The sequence below is a fragment of the Flavobacterium ginsengiterrae genome, assembly GCF_039539785.1.
GTDB lineage: Bacteria > Bacteroidota > Bacteroidia > Flavobacteriales > Flavobacteriaceae > Flavobacterium > Flavobacterium ginsengiterrae.
In genome coordinates, this window is record NZ_BAABDU010000003.1 from 954814 (window position 1) to 971837 (window position 17024).

15 protein-coding genes are annotated in these 17024 nt (G+C 33.6%); 5 read left to right on the top strand and 10 right to left on the bottom strand.

Translation table 11 applies throughout. From position 1 onward, the window contains the following. Positions 1 to 15: 15 nt before the first annotated feature. The 3 genes from ABD859_RS07015 to ABD859_RS07025 form a co-directional block, all read right to left on the bottom strand. Positions 16 to 2445 (bottom strand): ABC transporter permease, encoded by a 2430-nt coding sequence (locus ABD859_RS07015; RefSeq protein ID WP_345142112.1) that lies wholly within the window; start codon positions 2443 to 2445, stop codon positions 16 to 18. A 123-nt stretch (positions 2446 to 2568) separates the two neighbouring features. Then, a complete protein-coding gene (locus ABD859_RS07020) occupies positions 2569 to 3276 on the bottom strand; it encodes an ABC transporter ATP-binding protein (RefSeq protein ID WP_345142114.1) in 708 nt (235 codons plus the stop codon). Between the two features lie 145 nt (positions 3277 to 3421). Further along, complete coding sequence (locus tag ABD859_RS07025; RefSeq protein ID WP_345142116.1) at positions 3422 to 4666, bottom strand: efflux RND transporter periplasmic adaptor subunit; 1245 nt, start codon at positions 4664 to 4666, stop codon at positions 3422 to 3424. 158 nt (positions 4667 to 4824) lie between these two features. Between ABD859_RS07025 and ABD859_RS07030 the strand changes: the two genes are divergently transcribed. Together ABD859_RS07030 and ABD859_RS07035 are read left to right on the top strand one after the other, a co-directional pair. Next, positions 4825 to 6180: a sigma-54-dependent transcriptional regulator gene (locus tag ABD859_RS07030; RefSeq protein ID WP_345142119.1), complete on the top strand. Its 1356-nt coding sequence runs from the start codon at positions 4825 to 4827 to the stop codon at positions 6178 to 6180. Positions 6181 to 6332: 152 nt separating this feature from the next. After that, positions 6333 to 7658 carry a sensor histidine kinase gene (locus ABD859_RS07035; RefSeq protein ID WP_345142122.1) on the top strand — a complete coding sequence of 442 codons (1326 nt, stop codon included), beginning with the start codon at positions 6333 to 6335 and terminating at the stop codon, positions 7656 to 7658. Positions 7659 to 7788: 130 nt separating this feature from the next. Here the strand turns inward: ABD859_RS07035 and ABD859_RS07040 are convergent, their stop codons facing one another. From ABD859_RS07040 to ABD859_RS07060, 5 genes are all read right to left on the bottom strand, one after another. Beyond that, positions 7789 to 8115 carry an MGMT family protein gene (locus ABD859_RS07040; protein WP_345142124.1) on the bottom strand — a complete coding sequence of 109 codons (327 nt, stop codon included), beginning with the start codon at positions 8113 to 8115 and terminating at the stop codon, positions 7789 to 7791. A gap of 124 nt (positions 8116 to 8239) precedes the next feature. Next, complete coding sequence (locus ABD859_RS07045; protein ID WP_345142126.1) at positions 8240 to 8878, bottom strand: LysE family transporter; 639 nt, start codon at positions 8876 to 8878, stop codon at positions 8240 to 8242. A gap of 39 nt (positions 8879 to 8917) precedes the next feature. Beyond that, entirely contained in the window at positions 8918 to 9595 is a 678-nt protein-coding gene (gene trmB / locus ABD859_RS07050; protein WP_095929742.1) for a tRNA (guanosine(46)-N7)-methyltransferase TrmB, read from the bottom strand. 227 nt (positions 9596 to 9822) lie between these two features. Continuing rightward, positions 9823 to 11208, bottom strand: a complete 1386-nt coding sequence (locus tag ABD859_RS07055) for an ammonium transporter (protein ID WP_345142128.1) — start codon at positions 11206 to 11208, stop codon at positions 9823 to 9825. Between the two features lie 262 nt (positions 11209 to 11470). Then, a complete protein-coding gene (locus ABD859_RS07060; RefSeq protein WP_345142131.1) occupies positions 11471 to 11959 on the bottom strand; it encodes a nuclear transport factor 2 family protein in 489 nt (162 codons plus the stop codon). Between the two features lie 268 nt (positions 11960 to 12227). Between ABD859_RS07060 and ABD859_RS07065 the strand changes: the two genes are divergently transcribed. After that, positions 12228 to 12899 (top strand): hypothetical protein, encoded by a 672-nt coding sequence (locus tag ABD859_RS07065; RefSeq protein WP_345142133.1) that lies wholly within the window; start codon positions 12228 to 12230, stop codon positions 12897 to 12899. 108 nt (positions 12900 to 13007) lie between these two features. Here ABD859_RS07065 and ABD859_RS07070 read toward each other — a convergent pair whose 3' ends face one another. Next, the gene (locus ABD859_RS07070; protein ID WP_345142136.1) at positions 13008 to 13322 is read right to left on the bottom strand and encodes an HPF/RaiA family ribosome-associated protein; all 315 of its coding nucleotides are present in this window, start codon (positions 13320 to 13322) and stop codon (positions 13008 to 13010) included. A 330-nt stretch (positions 13323 to 13652) separates the two neighbouring features. On the opposite strand from ABD859_RS07070, the gene ABD859_RS07075 reads away from it, so the two are divergent. Continuing rightward, entirely contained in the window at positions 13653 to 13886 is a 234-nt protein-coding gene (locus ABD859_RS07075; RefSeq protein ID WP_345142139.1) for a hypothetical protein, read from the top strand. 79 nt (positions 13887 to 13965) lie between these two features. On the opposite strand, the gene ABD859_RS07080 is transcribed toward ABD859_RS07075, so the two are convergent. Then, entirely contained in the window at positions 13966 to 16422 is a 2457-nt protein-coding gene (locus tag ABD859_RS07080) for an AsmA family protein (RefSeq protein ID WP_345142142.1), read from the bottom strand. Between the two features lie 221 nt (positions 16423 to 16643). On the opposite strand from ABD859_RS07080, the gene trxA reads away from it, so the two are divergent. Continuing rightward, positions 16644 to 16982, top strand: coding sequence for a thioredoxin (gene trxA / locus ABD859_RS07085; protein WP_345143885.1), 339 nt, complete (start codon positions 16644 to 16646; stop codon positions 16980 to 16982). Positions 16983 to 17024 lie beyond the last annotated feature (42 nt).

Here is a 17024-nt window from a genome sequence, read left to right on the forward strand (position 1 = left end):
AAAATGGTCTACAAGTTATTCATATTTTAAATATTTCAAAATATCGATTTTAGTAACCTGATATGCTTTAGCCGTTACAATAATTAAGGTAAGGACTAATAATGAAACCAATGCAATACTAAACGGAACTGCTGAAATATTAACTCTGAAAGCAAAATCCTCCAGCCATTTTTGTAATAAAATATAAGCCGGAACAATTCCAATTAAAAATCCCATACCGCAGAAAGCAATATATTGTTTTGATAATTCTTTTAACAGAATATCTGTTTCTGCTCCTAATGTTTTTCTAATCGCAATTTCTTTCAGTCTTCTCTCCATCGAAAATGATGCCAAAGCAAACAATCCAAAGACAGCAATTGTAATTACAACTAAATTTAAAATAAAAAATAAGTTTTTTTGTTTTATCTGTTCTTCATAAGTTTTGGCAAAACCTTTATTAACGAATTCATATTCAAAAGGATAATCAGGATTTACGTTCTTGTTCCAGTATGTTTCTAATTTTGATAAAGTTTCCTTTAAATTATTGGGGGAAACTTTTACAAAGACATTATTAAAATTATTCCATTCTAAAGTTTTTATATTAACAAAAACCATTGGCGGTACTTTGTTTTGTAAACCTGTAATATGAAAATCTTTTACAACACCAACAATTTTAAATTTCATATTTCCTTTCTCATTCCCCCATCCGGAAGTAATAATTGTATTAATTGGATTTTTGAGATTTAGAGCTTTAACGAGAGTTTCGTTGAAAAGCATACTATTAACGGTATCTGATGCAAACTCAGGAGATAAATCACGGCCCTGAACTATTTTGATTTTCATCATTTTAAGAAAACCAAAATCCATTTCGACATTTCGCGGCTGCACAAAAATACCATTATGTGTAAATCCTGAACTAGAATTGGTACTGCCTCCAAAAGATCCTGCAAAAGTAGTAACATCCTGAACGCCTGAAATTTTCTTAATTTCCTGTTTGGCTGTTAAATATTGATCTGTTCTTTTAAGACGATCCGGAGTATTATACGGAATACTAATAACCTGATCTCCGCTAAAACCAAGTTCTTTATTCATCATATAATCAACCTGAGAATTTACGATTAATGCTCCAATGATGAAAAAGGCAGCAATTCCAAATTGAAAAATTAACATCGAATTTCGAATCCAGATACCGCTTTTGCTTCTTGAAAAATTTCCTTTTAAAACTTTTAAGGTTTCAAAATTCGAGATATAAATGGCAGGAAATATACCCGCACAGACAATTACTAATCCAAAAATAAAAATAAGCTGCAGGTAAAATTCCCCGCCATTCATAGTCAGAGTTTTTCTCAAAAAGCTATTGTAATAAGGAAGTGAAAGTTCGACAATGGCCAGAGCAAATAAAATGGCCAGAACCACAATAATAGCAGTTTCAAATATAAACTGGATAATAATCTGTTTTTTGGTTGCGCCTACAACTTTACGCACACCAACTTCTTTGGCGCGTTTTATAGCCGATGCTGTTGCCAGATTGATATAATTTACCAATGAAAGTATAAGAATCAAAAGAGACAGACCGCCCATAATGTACAGCAATTGCAAATTACCGCGGCCTTCGGGAAAATTGCGGTCACCTGCCGATTTTGTTCCATGTAAACGCACTGTTTTTAACTGGTCCATCATTACGGTCGTTTCACCATTTTCTTTGATATGTTTCTCTACAGAAATCCCCGCTGCTTTAGCATCTTTTAGAGTTCTGTTTACATAGTTTACATTTTGCATTTTCTTTAAAACCAAAGCAGGATCAACTCCTTTTTTGATTTTAATCATCATGCCGTAATTGAAATTTCCCCACTGATCTTTATCGTTATCACGTTTTACACCGCCAAAAACATAAGAAGGCTCTATAGATGAAGGTGTAACTAAACGATAAACCGATTTTACGATATAAACGTTACTGTTATAAGTAACAGATTTTCCAATAGGATCTTCATTTCCAAAAAGAAGCTGAGCTGATTCTTCTGACAGGGCAACACTATTTTTTTCTTTTAGAATATTAGATTTGGCGCCTTTTATAATTGGGAAAGGAAAAATATCAAAAAAATGATTATCGGCAATAGTGATTTTTTTAGTCATTACCTTTTTACCATTATATTTTATGGGTGCTCCATCATACCAGGTATAAAAAAAAGAAAGAGATTCAATTTCTGGAATAGTGGCTTCGCAGGTTTCACCAAACGGAATAGAGTTGGTTGCCCAGATATCTCCAGATCCTCCAATTTTATTCAGAACCATATAAGATTCTTCTTTTGTTGGATTCCATTGGTCATAAGAGTGTTCATTATTCCAGTATAAGATGGCAAAAATTACGCTGGCAATCCCAATGCTTAATCCTAAAACATTTAAAAACGAAAACAATTTGGTTTGTTTTAAATGATAAATAAATATTTTAAACCAGTTAAAAATCATGGTATATTATTTTAGTTCGTTATTGGTTTTTAGATAAATGTCTCTTAAAGAAGAGTGAAAATTTTGCACACAAATTCTACCAGAACCACAAGTGCAGTAACAATAATTTTGATCATCATTTAATTATTTAGCGTCCATAAAAACATCAACATTTCGTTGATTTAATTTTTCAGAAAATATAACTCCGTCTTTCATGTGAATTGTTCTTTGTGAAAAAGAAGCATCATAATCAGAGTGGGTAACCATCAAAATCGTAGCACCTTTTGCGTGCAGATCTGTTAAAAGTTCCATTACCTCATTACCGTTCTTACTGTCAAGATTTCCTGTTGGCTCATCGGCAAGAATAATTTTAGGATCGTTTACTAAAGCTCTTGCCACGGCAACTCTTTGCTGTTGTCCTCCCGAAAGCTGCTGCGGATAATGTTTTAAACGATGAGAAATATTTAGTTTTTCGGCAATAGCCTCAATTTTTTGTTTTCTGTCAGAAGCCTTAACATTGTTGTAAAGCAAAGGCAGTTCGATATTATCGTAAACCGAAAGCTCATCGATTAAGTTGAAGTTTTGAAAAATAAAACCAATATTTTCTTTACGAACCTGCGCTCTTCCTTTTTCCTTTAAGCCAATCATTTCCTGATCTAACAGTTTATAACTGCCGCTGTCTGCACTGTCTAAAAGTCCTATAATATTCAACAAAGTCGATTTTCCACAGCCAGAAGGTCCCATAATAGTTAGGAAATCACCTTTTTTGATTTCTAAATTAATACCGCTCAAAGCAGCAGTTTCAACTTCTTCTGTTCTAAAAACTTTGGTTAAATTTTGTATCGTTATCATAATTTTTTAGGATTAGTTATTAATTCGTTTTTTGATTGATGATTGATATCTTATATTTTTTGATTTTTTGTTTCAAGTTTCAAGTTTCAGGTTTCAGGTTTCAGGTTTCAGGTTTTCGTAACTTGAAACCTGAAACCTGAAACTTTTATTCTGAACTAATTGATAGTTCTTCAATATCTTTATAATCTGAATAAGACGAAATTACTACAGATTCGCCTTCTTTCAGACCTTCCAGAACTTCATAATAAGAAGGATTTTCTCTTCCCAGTTTTATATTTCTTCTTTCGGCTTTGTTTCCTTTTACAACAAAAATCCATTTTCCGGCGGTTTCCTGGTTAAAACTTCCTTTTTGAACCACCAGAATTTTATTTTTTTCAGATAAGATAAGCTTTACGCCAAAACTTAAACCATCTTGCAAAACAATATTTTCTTTTGATGCAAAAGCTAATTCTACAATAAAATGACCATTTTTTACTTCAGGAATAACTTTCGTAACAATAACTTCAAGTGTTTTTCCTTTAAATTCTACCTGACCTTTTAAGCCTTCACGAATTTTTTCCAGATAAAACTCATCGACATTAGCAGAAAGTTTATAACCTTGTTTTGAGTCGATTTTTCCAATGCTTTCTCCCGCCTGAAACGTTTTTCCTAAAACTGGTTCAAAAGAAGTTAATCGGCCAGATTCTGGAGCGGTAATTAAAAAGTTCTTTTTGTTGTTTCTTAAAATATCAAGACTTTTTTCCATAGTTTGAATCGAACGGTTAATTTGTGAAATCTGAACCTGATTCGTTTGTTTTTCTTTTTGAATACTCTGCTGAATGGTTTTTTTGCGTTCCTCCTGAAAACGTAAACTTTCTTTAAATGTATTCCAGTCGTTTTTAGAAATTACATCTTTAGCAAACAATTTGGCATTTACGTCGTATAATCTTTTGGCATCATTATAATCGTGTTCAATTAAAACCAAATCCTTAGTTAGGTTTAATTCCTGATTACGAATGTTTAGTTTTCCTGTATTCAAATTATTGATTTGCTCAATAATTGCCGTTTCCTGAGTTAAATAATTCAATTCAGTATTTGGGTTGTATAAACGGGCAAGTGATTGTCCTTTTGTAACTGTGGCGCCGTTTTCAACAAAAATCTCTTTTACAGATCCTCCTTCTGTAACATTTACAAGCATTACGTTAAGCGGTTCAACTTTTGCCTGAAAAACAACAAAATCTTCAAAAAAAGCTTTTTCGACTTTTTGAACCGAAAGTTCATCGGCTTTTACATTTAAACTTCTTTTCGAATTAAAAGAAAAAAAGATGATGACAGCCAAAACTAAAAAAACTCCAATTGCTATTGTGAGATATCTAAATTTTCTATTTTTACGAGGAATTACCTTGTCCATTTTTTAAATAATTTACTGATAATCAATAGGTAAATACTGTGCCATAAAATTTATTTTTTGTAAAGCACTGATTTTAAAGAAGCTCTAAAAAACGTTTTAAAAAAGAGTGTTCGATAATGAACAGTTGATCGTTCGAAATCGGACAAATAAAAAGCCGCATGAGAAAAAAGCAAGCCCAAATATTAGTTGTTGACGATCAGGAAGAAATTCTTTTTTCGGCAAAGATGATTTTGAAAAAACATTTTGAAACCATTTTTACAACCAATAGTCCCAAAAAGATCATTTCAATTTTAAATGAAAATGAGATCAATGTGGTTTTGCTGGACATGAATTACCGAATTGGTTTTGAAGACGGGCGTGAAGGAATTCATTGGCTGAAAGAAATAAAAATACTTTCGCCCAATACAATTGTAATTTTAATGACGGCCTTTGGAAAAATCGAAACTGCCGTAGAAGGCATTAAAATAGGCGCTTACGATTATGTTTTAAAGCCGTGGCATAACGAAAAATTATTAGAAACTATTGACAAAGCAGTTGCCGAAAGTCGAAAAAACAGCAAAAAAACAGTAATTGAAAAAACAGAAAAACGCTATTTTACCGGAAATTCGCAAAAAATAAAACAAGCGTATGCCATTGCAGAAAAAGTTGCAAAAACAGATGCCAACGTATTAATTTTAGGAGAAAACGGAACCGGAAAATATGTTTTTGCAGAGTTTATTCATCAAAATTCTACTAGAAAAGAAGCTCCTTTTGTTCATGTCGATTTAGGTTCTTTAAGTGATAATTTGTTCGAAAGCGAACTTTTTGGTTATGCAAAAGGTGCTTTTACAGATGCCAAAACAGATACTCCCGGAAGGTTTGAAATGGCGCAGAACGGAACTATTTTTCTGGATGAAATAGGAAATATTCCACTTCATCTTCAGTCAAAATTATTACATGTGCTGCAGACAAAAACGGTAACGCGTTTAGGTGAAAGTAAAGCAAGACCTTTAAATGTGCGAATAATTTCGGCTACGAATAATGATATTAAAGCTGAGGTAAAAAGTAAAACTTTTCGAGAAGATCTGCTTTACAGAATTAATACGATGGAAATAAACCTCCCGCCATTGCGCGAGCGAAAAGACGATATTGTTCCTATGGCTAATTTTATTCTTGAAAATATTGCTCAAAAATACAATCATGGTCCCGAAGCTTCGGGATGGCGTTTTGAGGAAAATGCAGCTGCTTATCTCGAAAGATATCCGTGGAAAGGAAATGTGAGAGAAATGGAAAATAAAATTGAACGAGCCTTGATTCTGGCTGATAATAATATTATTTCGATAACTGATTTGGATATTCTGGATTTTGAAGATATACAGGAAAATGATGAAAATCCATTATCTGAAATGGAGAAAACCGCAATCGAAAAAGCACTTTTAAAACACCACGGAAACATAAGCAAAACCGCCGAAGAACTAGGTTTGTCGAGAGCTGCTTTGTACAGAAGAATAGAAAAATACGATTTAAAGAATTGAGTAAAGTTTTAAATTAACCGCAAAGTGCGCAAAGCATTTTTTGGAGCGATTGTAATTGCTTTATTAAGTTCACTAAGCTATGTGGCGGTCTTTGCGTAAATCTTTGTGACCTTTGCGGTTAAATTTTCGTCAATATTATTAAGCATAAAAAAATGAAAAATTGGAAGTTTTATAATGCATTATTTGTGAGGGTATTATTTATAATGATACTCTTTTTCTTTTGCGTTTTCCTGATTTATAAAACGTTTTATTACAACGCACTTTTGGTTGGATTTTTCGTTTTTTTAATGCTGGCCGAAATGTACTTTTTTGTCAAAAATCAACTTCAGTTTTACGATAGAACACTGCTTTCGATTCTTAATAATGATTTTTCAACTAATTTTCCGCAAGAAAATAAAAAGGACAATTTTCAAACGCTGTATCTTCTATACGAAACTTTAAAAATCCGGGAGCAGGAACAAACTTCAAAAGAACTTATTTACCGTTCGCTTTTAAATAATATAGAAACAGCGGCTATAATTCTTGAAAAAGAAAATGACGACTGGAACATCTTTTTGATGAATGACTGTTTTTCGGATTTATTTAAAGTCCCAAAAGTTAGTCATTGGAAATATCTTAAAAACTATATTCCTTCGTTATGTGCAGAAATCGAAAAAACAGATTTCAGTGAATTAAAATCGGCAATTTCTATTAAAATAGAAGAGCAGGATTTGCAGACTTTTATGCTTCAGACTTCAAGAACCCAAACGTATAACAAAGAATATTTCATTATCCTTTTAGACAGTATTCAGCGTGTTATCGAGAAAAAAGAAAAAGAAGCGTGGATAAATTTAATGAAGATTATTTCGCATGAATTAATGAATTCCTTGACGCCAATTCGCGCGCTTTCGCAGAATTTACTTCATATTGTCGATCAGGAAAGTCTGGAAGAAGATGATTTTGATGATATTAAAAGCAGTATTTCGACCATTATAAACCGAAGTGACCATTTGCAGGTTTTTGTAGAAAATTATCGAAAACTGGCGATGCTGCCAACGCCAACCAAGGAAATGACGCCGATAAATGCCCTTTTTGAAGATTGTCTTCGAATTATGAGCCCAATTTTGAAAGCAGAAAACATTGAATTGATAAACGATATTCACAGCTCGCGTTCAATTATGATCGATAAAAATCAGATGGAACAGGTAATTATTAATTTGATTACCAATAGCGTTTATGCCTTAAAAGAGAAAGACGAAAAGAAAATGTATGTGTCGAGTTATACTGAAAACAATCGTTTCTTTATCACTATTTCAGACAACGGAAAAGGAATTGATCCAGAGATTCAGGACAAAGTATTTCTGCCGTTTTTTACCACCAGAAAAGACGGCGCAGGAATTGGTTTAACGCTCTCTAAAAACATTATTGAAGCGCACGGCGGTTATTTAAGTTATCAAACCGATGAAGATAAAACGAGTTTTGTAATTTGTTTGATTTGATTTCGTCAGGTGTATTTTTTACCCCAAAGCATGCTAAGATTTACACAAAGGTTCGCGAAGCTTAAAATAAACTTTGCGAACCTTTGCGTTTATTTACCTTGTGTGCTTTGCAGTAAAATCTCAGTTTATTTTATATTTCAACTTCTGGTTTCCAGAAATGTTTTTCAAAATCAACAATTTGGTTATTGACAACTTCAATGCCTTCGCTTTCTAAAAGCTGCTGCATTAAATTAGTTCCTTCAAAATGATGTTTTCCTGTCAAAAGTCCTTTTTGGTTTACTACTCTGTGTGCCGGAACATCGTCCATATTATGACATGCATTCATAGCCCAGCCTACCATTCGTGCAGAACGTGCTGCGCCTAAAGCTTTTGCAATAGCACCATAAGAAGTTACTTTTCCGTACGGAATTTGTCTGGCGACAGCGTATACTCTTTCGAAAAAATTTTCTTCAGCCATAATTGCAGCAAATTAACGGAGTTATAAGGATTTTAAAATTACTATTTATCTGCAAAATCTGCGAGAAATTTTTCAACTAAAAAAGAAAATCATTTTAATTGTTTTAATCTTTGGCAAAAGAAAATTATCCGAAATAATAATTTAGAATATTAAAAAGCGTTACAATGGCCACTAAACCTGTAATACTTCCAATAATGGTATTCATATTACGCATTAGATAATCGGTTTTCTTTTCGATTTTACCAAAAAAAGCAATATAACTGTACAAAACGGCAAATGAACCTAATACAGAACCTAAAACAAAGGTGAAAATTATTGTGTTTTCGAATACAAAAAGATTGTACGAAGCCAGCGTAACACTTACAACGACATAATAAGGAATTGGGAAAAAGTTTAATCCGGAAAGCAGCATTCCCAGAAAGAAACGGCTCTTTTTGCTGCTTTTTTTAATGGCAGATTTCTTTTTCGATTTCGGTTCTTTGGCAATAAACAAAAAGTATATCGTCAGGATCGAAAAAATAACAAAACCTACTTCTCTAAGCAGTGTTACAACATCGGGTCTGTTGTCGATTACGCGAGCAAATAAAACCGCAACATAAACCTGAAAAAAAATTACCAAAACAGCACCTATAACAAACCAAAAGGCATTCTTTTTTCCTTCTTTCAGGTTTATTTTGGCTGCCGTCATGTTGATTAATCCCGGAGGAATAATCCCAATTGCAGCGGCGATAAAGCCTGAAAGTATTGGAGTAAGATATACCATTCAGTTGTTTAAGCAGTTAAAAATAAGGGTAAAATTAAATTAGTCTTTAATTTTGAAACGAATATACGTAATTGCCTTGTTAATTTCTAAATATTGTTTTTCATAAAATGTCTGGATTGAAGTTACAACCTCAGGACTTCCTTCATTTTTGTAAACATTATGGTTGGCATACAATACTTCGTGGCCTTCACCATGAAGCAATCCAAGTGTATAACCGTGCATAAATTCGCTGTCGGTTTTAAGATTTACAACACCGTCTTTTTTCAGGATTTTTTTATACAATTTTAGAAATTCAGAATTGGTCATTCTGTGTTTAGTTCTTTTGTATTTAATCTGCGGATCTGGGAAAGTAATCCAGATTTCGTCTACTTCGCCTTCGGCAAAAATATGATTGATTAATTCGATTTGAGTACGAACAAAAGCCACATTATGCAGTCCGTCTTCTACAGCAGTTTTAGCACCGCGCCAGAAACGAGCACCTTTAATATCAATTCCGATAAAATTTTTGTTGGGATATTTTTCTGCCAGTCCAACTGAGTATTCACCTTTTCCACATCCTAATTCTAATACCAGAGGATTGTCATTTTTAAAGAAATCAGAATTCCATTTTCCTTTTAAAGGCATTAAATCACCAACAACTTCTTCGCGAGTTGGCTGAAAAACGTTTTGAAATGTTTCGTTTTCTCTGAATCTTTTAAGTTTATTTTTACTTCCCACTTTTATAAAAATTTTGGGCAAAATTAAGGAATATAAACGAATGAAGATGTGTAAATGTTTTTTTTTGCCACGAATTCACGAATTATGCACTATTAATTTTTTGCCACAGATTATACAGATTAAATAGATTTTAAAATCTGTGCGAATCAATATAATCTGTGGCAAATTTTTATCACGAATTTATGTTGAATTAATTCGTGAATTTTTGGCTATTCTAATGTAAGTTTTTAGCTGTATTCCGGGGTTTCAGGAACGGCTAACATTTTAGGATCAAGTGTTTCATCGTGCTGAGATAAATCTAATCCAATATGTTCTGATTCTTCTGAAACTCTAAGCGGAATAATGAAATTAGTTACTTTAAATAAGAAATAAGCTCCAAAGAAAGTAAAGATAGAAACTAAAACTAATGCCATCATGTGGTGACCGAAAACATTCCATCCGCCGTGAAGTAAACTTGCGTTTTCTCCATGAGCAAAAATAGCAGTCAGAATCATTCCCATAATTCCGCCTACACCGTGGCATGCAAAAACATCAAGAGTATCATCAAATCTTTTTGAATATTTACAGTTTACAGCTGTATTAGAAACCAAAGCCGTTACAAATCCAAAAAACATACTTTCCGGAACTGATACAAATCCTGCAGCTGGCGTAATCGCAACCAAACCTACAACTGCACCAATACAAGCACCAAGAGCCGAGACTTTTCTTCCGTTCATTCTGTCGAAGAAAATCCATGTTAACATAGCAGCGGCAGATGAAGTAGTGGTAGTGGCAAAAGCCATAGCGGCAGTTCCGTTAGCAGCAAGCGCAGATCCGGCATTGAAACCAAACCATCCAAACCAAAGCATTCCGGTTCCTAATAATACAAACGGAATATTAGTTGGAATATGCTGGCTGTTTTTTCTTTTGCCTAAAACAATAACTCCGGCCAAAGCTGCAAAACCAGAACTCATGTGTACAACGGTTCCTCCTGCGAAATCTTTTACGCCAAAATAGCTTCCTAAAACACCTGTTGGGTACCAAACAGCGTGGCATAAAGGAGCATATATAAAAATGGTAAATAAGCTGATGAATACTAAGTAAGAAATGAAACGAACACGTTCTGCAAACGAACCCGTAATAATGGCCGGACAGATAATGGCAAATTTCATTTGAAACAGTGCAAAAAGCATAAACGGAATCGTGCTTGCCAATTGTTTATGAGGCAAAACGCCCACATAATCCATAAAAGCAAATGTCATAGGATTTCCAAAAAAGCTGTAAAAATGATCGCCGGAACCAAAACCAACCGGTTCTCCAAAAGCAAGACTGAAAGCAACTACAACCCATAAAAGCGTTACAACTCCCAGACATATAAAACTTTGAAGCATGGTAGAAATAACATTCTTTTTACCTACCATTCCGCCATAAAAAAAAGATAATCCAGGCGTCATAATCAAAACCAGACAGCTAGAAGTAAGCATCCAGGCAACATCTGCAGGGATAATATGATCTATAGTTCCAAATTCTGATAAAACATAGTTGTTTTCTGTTACTGTTGGCCAAAATGCACCTATCGTACATACAACACTTATCATAATGAAGGAGATAATCCAGCGTTTTTCTATTTTCATTTTTAAAATACTTTGTTGAACCCTATTTTTTTTGGGGTCAAAGTTATAAAAAATTAAATATTCTAGTTTTAAGGGCTGTTAAAATAGCGGGTAGGTTTTTATTTTAAATAAATTTATAAAATCCTACCCGTTTTTTTGTGACTATTTTATTTTGATACCCTAAATTACGCCTTATTTTATCAATTACATTATAATTAATTCGATATTTTAACTTGTAAGGTGCTAAAAAAGTTATGTTTATAAGAATAAAACTGAAAAATGTTTATTTTTTTTGAAGCTTCGCAATCAAAGCGTCTTCAATTGGGGTTTTAATCTTAGTTACAGCATCAACCTCATCATTAGGAATGGTCATTGATAAAACATAGTGCTGAATTTTCCATTCTTTACCCACTTTTACCAAAACACCAGATCCGCGGCAGATTTTCATTTGTGTATCTAACAATTCATCAAACCAAGCCAGTTTTCCAGATTTGTCAAAAAAGATATGACGTTCCAGAGCTTTAAAATTCCAGGTTGTGCCTTTGTCAAAAAATGGTTTTGCCCAGACAGAAAATTCTTTTTTAGTCCAGTTTTCGGTTGCATCAGTTCCTATGTAAATAGCATCATCTGCTAAGACATTAAAATACGCATCAAATTTTACGTCGCCCGCTGCTTTGTGCCACGCATCTAAAGTTTTGTTGATTTGATCTTTGTCGGTTTGAGCATTTGCAAAAGAAACGGCTAATAATAAAAGTAGGATTGTTTTTTTCATGAGATATAAATTAAAAGTTTAAAGTTAAGAATGATTTTGAATGAAGAGAAGGGTTTCACGCAGATTTTACAGATTCAGACAGATTTTAAATTAATCAATCTGCGTTGATCAGCTTAAATTTGTAAAATCTGCGTGGAATAAAAATTTATCACTTTACATGATAAATTCCAAAGCAATTCAAAGTTAAACTTTAAAATTATCTTATATTTCTTATATAGTGTAATCCCGAAAAAACAAGTATATTTGAAAGCTTCAAAAATACACTACTATGAATTCAAAAATCATTATAAGCTCACTTGTTATTTCTTCATTGGTTTTTATTTCCTGCAAAAAAGAATTAGAACCGCAGGAAAGCACTGCAACATCTGAATTAATAAGACTTGGACTTGCAAAAGATACGACTAAATCAGCAGCTCCAGTTGTTCAGAATACACAAACTGCAAATCCAAATACAGTTTTAGGAGATACAAAAGGATTAAATCCGGCTCACGGACAACCAGGACACCGTTGCGATATTGCAGTTGGAGCACCGTTAAACTCTGCACCAACACAGCAAGTTCAGGCTACGCCAGCGCAAACAACACAAACGGTTCAGGTAAATCCAAATCAAAAAAATGTAGTTACTACAACGGCAGCGCCTGTAAAAACGGCAAAAGGAATGAATCCGCCGCATGGTCAGCCAGGACACAGATGTGATATTCCTGTTGGAGCGCCTTTAAATTCTCCGGCAGCTAATACTACTGCATCTACAACTTCAACAGCTCAAAGCGGAACAGCAACTAAAAACTTTACAGTTACACCACCGCCCGCAGGAAATCCGGTTCCTGCATTGTTAAGCACTGAGCCTGCTCAAACTGTAGCAGAAGGAATGAACCCTGCTCACGGACAACCAGGACACCGCTGTGATATTCCAGTTGGATCGCCTCTGCCAAAATCATAAAGATTACTATAAAAAACAAAACCATATAAGTTATATAAGTTCAAAGCAAAACGCTTTTTAAGGACTTGTATAACTTATATGGTTTATAAACTAAACTGAAAATTATTTTTAATACGCTTTCTGTTTTTCGAAAGTAGTAGTAAGTGATTTTTTAGCTTTACTCAAAGCACCGTTAAAAGCTTTTTCAAGAGTTTCTGCATGTTCTGTTACAGTGATTGGCTGTAATTTTACCGGACGTATTTCAAGCACGCATTTTTTATCGTTTACACTAAACTTCTCTCCATTTTCATCTCCAAAATGTACTTCGATTCGGGTGATTTTATCCTCAAAACGTGCTAAACCTTTTTCTAATTCTTCAGAAAAATAGTTTTCTAATCTTTGATGTCCTTCAATGTGTTTGTCGGTGTTGATTTGAATTTTCATAACGGTTTATATTTAATGATTGTTTCTCAAACTTATCCATTTTAAAAGGAAAAGCCAAGGGAGTTAATAAAATATTATGAAAATTTTCTGAATATTTTTTCATTTTGACGAATGAGAAATCACAACTAAAACCCTAAACTAAATTGTAAGAAACCTTTGTAATCAGCAAGGCTTTTTTAATATCTTTGCAGTCCTAAAAATTTCAGAACATGAACACAACAAAACTTCTTGCCCGTGTGGTACGCTGGCGGTATTGGAAACAACTGCAACGCTCTGAAATGCGTAGGACAGCTAACCCATGCGGGTTTATATTCCTTAAAATTTCAGATTATGAGTGTAAACACGCTTACTAAAGAAACAGAATCCAGAATTGCTGATTTCTTCAACACAACAGTCGATCCTGTAAGTCTTGCAAAAGAAATCAGAAGAATTAATCATTTAATCGCTTTAAGTTTAATTCGCGACTGCGAAACCCTGCAGTCAGAAACTGTAAATCTCGAAAAAGGTTTTTACTGGCTAAACGAATTTGCCGAAGTTTTAAATCCTTATCTGGATGTTGAATGATTTATAAAATTGAAAAAGCCACTGGTTATAGTGGCTTTTTTATTTTCTCCTTTCGTCGAAATGACAAAGGATTATGATTTTACTTATTCTTCTTCCCCCATTTAATCTTCATTTTCCCATTATCATCAACAGCTAATAAATGCAGAACAATACCGCGTTCGCGTACGGCTTCTCGTTCAGATTTTGTGAGACTGGCGTCGTTTTTAGAATTTCGAAGCGGAATCGTAAGTGCGAGATTTGTGCCACGACCAAAAGAATAAACGCCGTCGACATCGATATTTAAAACGCTGGAACTTATGGTAAGATTGTTTACATCGACTTGTTCCCCGCGCATATTAAGGTGTCCGGATAAATCGCTGAATGTGATATTTTCGACGTCGCGAAGCGGAAAAGCAAATTTTCCAATTTTCATTATAGGTTCAAAGTTTAGCAAAGCGCCCTGAGTGACATTGAAATCAAGTTTTCCGTGCATCGAATTTGTAATAAGTTCGCCCTGACTATTTATAAATCCGTTTACGTTTGCTTTGCTGGTAAGCTTTCCTTTTATGTTTTTTGGACTGAAAGATGTAATGCCAAAATTATTGAATGACTTTAAGAAACTCGCAATATCAACTCTATTTACCTGTGCATTCGAGTTAAAAGCATAGTTTTTTCCGTTAGGTACAATTTCACTGCTAAAAGTAATATTTCCGCCAGAAGTGTGCAGAGATCCGTTTTTGATTACCAATTTCGAATCCAGCATTTGAATGCTTGCTTTTGTGTTTGTCGCCGTTAGTTTATTGTAATTAATTTTATCAGCTTTAATATCGATAACTACAGCGCATTTTTCGATTACATTTCGAAGATGATTTGAAATTGTGGGTTTTGCACTTTTTTTAGCTTCGGCTTTCTTTTTTTGTGAAGAAGCCAAAACGCCCAAAAACTGTTTCAAATCAATATTTGGACAATAAATTTTCCAGTTTACGAGCATTTTTTCGGGTGCATCGTAATATAAATTAAGGAAATTATCGATTTTGCCTTCAATAAAAATGGTGTTCATTTTATGTTTGTAGGCAATTTGTTTAATAAATAATGCTTTTTCTGTAAAGTTAAGGTGAATATTGGTTTTTACAGCCTGAACATTCTTTGGAATATAATGAAACGAAGCATTATCGACATCGACATTGCCAATAAACTTGGGTTTTTTGATATACAAATCGACAATATCAAACTGAAATTTTAAATTGGCTTTTGCGTGGCCTTCGGTAAAATGAATCCATTTTTCGTTACTTACTTCGTTGAGTCTTTCAACATCAAAATCAGAGCTTACAATTCCGGTTGCAATAGGTTTTTCGAGATTATTAATTACCATTTGCGGCATCGTAAGCGGAATATTCTCAAATTCTCCCGAAAAACGGGTTAAAATAATAGCCGAATTTGGATCGTTAAATCCGTTTTTAGGCTTAAAATTATTGGTAAAAATGCCTTTAAAACTGCATTTGTCAATTCGTCCGTCGGGAATAGTAAGTTCATTGTCTCGGCACAAAGCCTGAACCACAATTTTTGGATCATCGTGTACGTTTAAATCGCCTTTTAGATCGCAGTTTACATCAATTGGTTTCTTTAAATCGAAACGATTGAGTTTAGAACTAATATTACCCGACAATAAATTAGATGCATTTTGCCATAAAATGCGAGTATTTATATTGATGCCGAAAAGCGAATTGTTTTTTCCAATATTAAAAAAGGCAATAATATCAAATGCATCAGAACCAATTTTAAGGTCTTTGGTCGAAACATCAATTTTTTGTTTGTCGGCATGATAGGTCACGGCCAGAGTTCCTTTTAGTTCTTTTTCTTTGGCAAAACTTCCGTGTACGGTATTAAAAGCGAGACTGTTTATTTTGGTTTCCAAAAACAAATTAGTATTCCAATTATCATCGTCATAATCTACTTTTGATTTTAAGCTGTGAACATCAAAATCAAATAATTTATTGCCCAGTTTGTTGTCGATCGTAATATGAACCTGATTCAAATAGATTTCGTCTATTGTAGTTTCGGTTTCGGATTTTTTAGCAGATTTTTTCTTTTTAGGTTTAAAAATATCTGAGTTTGTATAGCCGTCTTTGGTTTTGTAAATGTAAATAGAAGCGTCGTTAATAAGGATTTTATGAATGTTGACTTCTTTTCTTAGCAGACTCCAAACGTTTAAACGCGCTTCGATTTCGTTGGCTTTTAATAAAGTATGATGATGCGTGTCCCACTTATTATCTTTGATTTCAACATCTTTTAAAGCTAAAGTAAAATTGGGGAAACCGGTTAAAAACTTATAATGAAAATCGCCAATATGAAACTTTCCGTTTATGTTTTCATTGATTTTAGTGTTGATTTTGGCAATGATCTCGGTTTTATTCTGATTGAAATAAATTGATAATCCGCCGTAAGCCAATAATAATATTGCGATTAATCCTAAAATAGTAAATCCGAAGCGTTTGGCGTATTTTTTAAAACGTTCAGATCTTGAAAAGGTTTTTATTTTGTGTAAAGTTTCCTTCATAAATGTGGTATTTTCAGGATGATTAAAGATACTAATAAAAAATGATTTGTATTACAGCATATTAAGGCTTGTAAATAAAGCACATGTGAATATTATAACTATTGACGATGCATTTATAATCAAAACTAATTTTTGAATAGTGTATGATTTGTTTTTAATTTTTAACTTTGTACCTCAGTTCTGAAAGTATTAAAAAAGTCTCCCCGAGACAGGAACTGAAGATAACCTTAAAGAAAATAATTATGGCATTAGCAATAACAGATGCTACTTTTGACGAAGTAGTTTTAAAATCAGATAAACCAGTAATGGTGGATTTTTGGGCAGCATGGTGCGGTCCTTGTAGAATGGTTGGTCCAATCATTGACCAATTAAGCGAAGAATATGCAGGTAAAGTAGTTGTTGGTAAAGTAGATGTAGATGCTAACCAGGAATTCGCTGCGAAATACGGTGTGCGTAACATACCAACTGTTTTGGTTTTCCATAACGGTGAAGTAGTAGGAAAACAAGTAGGAGTAGCTCCTAAACAAACCTACGCTGACAGCTTAGACGCTTTGTTGTAATCGTAAGATTATGATTTATATAAAAAAGGCTTGATTATATTT

What these genes read in the sequence shown, in the direction of transcription:
- ABD859_RS07015 (WP_345142112.1), bottom strand. Translation starts at nt 2,445, where the DNA reads ATGATTTTTAACTGGTTTAAAATATTTATTTATCATTTAAAACAAACC.
- ABD859_RS07020 (WP_345142114.1), bottom strand. Translation starts at nt 3,276, where the DNA reads ATGATAACGATACAAAATTTAACCAAAGTTTTTAGAACAGAAGAAGTT.
- ABD859_RS07025 (WP_345142116.1), bottom strand. Translation starts at nt 4,666, where the DNA reads ATGGACAAGGTAATTCCTCGTAAAAATAGAAAATTTAGATATCTCACA.
- ABD859_RS07030 (WP_345142119.1), top strand. Translation starts at nt 4,825, where the DNA reads ATGAGAAAAAAGCAAGCCCAAATATTAGTTGTTGACGATCAGGAAGAA.
- ABD859_RS07035 (WP_345142122.1), top strand. Translation starts at nt 6,333, where the DNA reads ATGAAAAATTGGAAGTTTTATAATGCATTATTTGTGAGGGTATTATTT.
- ABD859_RS07040 (WP_345142124.1), bottom strand. Translation starts at nt 8,115, where the DNA reads ATGGCTGAAGAAAATTTTTTCGAAAGAGTATACGCTGTCGCCAGACAA.
- ABD859_RS07045 (WP_345142126.1), bottom strand. Translation starts at nt 8,878, where the DNA reads ATGGTATATCTTACTCCAATACTTTCAGGCTTTATCGCCGCTGCAATT.
- ABD859_RS07055 (WP_345142128.1), bottom strand. Translation starts at nt 11,208, where the DNA reads ATGAAAATAGAAAAACGCTGGATTATCTCCTTCATTATGATAAGTGTT.
- ABD859_RS07060 (WP_345142131.1), bottom strand. Translation starts at nt 11,959, where the DNA reads ATGAAAAAAACAATCCTACTTTTATTATTAGCCGTTTCTTTTGCAAAT.
- ABD859_RS07065 (WP_345142133.1), top strand. Translation starts at nt 12,228, where the DNA reads ATGAATTCAAAAATCATTATAAGCTCACTTGTTATTTCTTCATTGGTT.
- ABD859_RS07070 (WP_345142136.1), bottom strand. Translation starts at nt 13,322, where the DNA reads ATGAAAATTCAAATCAACACCGACAAACACATTGAAGGACATCAAAGA.
- ABD859_RS07075 (WP_345142139.1), top strand. Translation starts at nt 13,653, where the DNA reads ATGAGTGTAAACACGCTTACTAAAGAAACAGAATCCAGAATTGCTGAT.
- ABD859_RS07080 (WP_345142142.1), bottom strand. Translation starts at nt 16,422, where the DNA reads ATGAAGGAAACTTTACACAAAATAAAAACCTTTTCAAGATCTGAACGT.